The sequence below is a fragment of the Streptomyces sp. NRRL S-37 genome, assembly GCF_000721605.1.
In the GTDB taxonomy this organism is placed as follows: domain Bacteria; phylum Actinomycetota; class Actinomycetes; order Streptomycetales; family Streptomycetaceae; genus Streptomyces.
Genome location: NZ_JOIZ01000089.1, coordinates 1 through 821, shown reverse-complemented (window position 1 = coordinate 821; position 821 = coordinate 1). Strand labels below are relative to the sequence as shown.

Annotated in this window: 2 protein-coding genes; both read right to left on the bottom strand. The window is 67.0% G+C overall.

All coding sequences use genetic code 11. The features are described 5' to 3' along the window. Positions 1–480: condensation domain-containing protein (locus IH50_RS43065; protein ID WP_158801433.1), on the bottom strand; the 480-nt coding region annotated here is incomplete at its 3' end. After that, positions 480–821: phosphopantetheine-binding protein (locus tag IH50_RS43060; RefSeq protein WP_158801431.1), on the bottom strand; the 342-nt coding region annotated here is incomplete at its 5' end. The genes IH50_RS43065 and IH50_RS43060, both read right to left, overlap by 1 nt.

The following is an 821-nucleotide window of genomic DNA, read 5'->3' as shown; positions in this document are numbered from 1 at the left end:
CCGACCCGCACACCGCGCCTCATACGCAACAGCCAGATCACGAGCCAACGGCCCCATCGACCAGCCGTCACTCGCGATGTGATGCACCACCACGAGCAGAACGTGATCACCTGATCCGTCCGGGAAGAGCCAAGCACGGACCGGCACTTCGGCTGACAGGTCGAACGGCTGCGAAGCGGCCTCGGTGACGGCTTCCGTCAGGCCGGCGGGACCGCTCAGCTCGGACCGGTCGACGACCTGCAGCCGCCAAGTGACGTCCGTGAGGTCCAGCACTCGCTGATACGGCTCACCGTCAGCGGTGCCGAACACCGTCCGGAGCACTTCATGACGACCGATCACATCCCGCAGGGCGGCATCCAGCGCCGCGGCATCCACTCGACCGGACAGCCGCACGGCCATCGGAATGTTGTACGCGGGGCTGGGCCCCTCCAGCTGCTCGATGAACCACAGACGGCGCTGCGCGAATGACAACGGAAACATCAGGACTCCCCCTGGTTACGCATGGGCCGCAACGCCGGCCGAGCTGACTTCTTCTCTCCGAGCTGCCGTGCGAGACCTGCCACCGTCGGGGCGTCGAACAGGGTCCGAATCTCCACCTCGACACCAAGGACGGCCCGGATCTCGCTGACGAGCCTCACCCCCAGCAGCGAATGACCGCCGAGGGCGAAGAAGTCGTCGTCGACTCCCACCTCAGGCAGTCCGAGCACGTTGGCGAAGACGGTGCACAGGATTTCCTCCTGCGGCGTCGCCGGCCGGCGACTGCCCGCCGTGTTCCCGGTCGTGTACTCGGGTGCGGGCAGTGCCTTGCGGTCGAGCTTGCC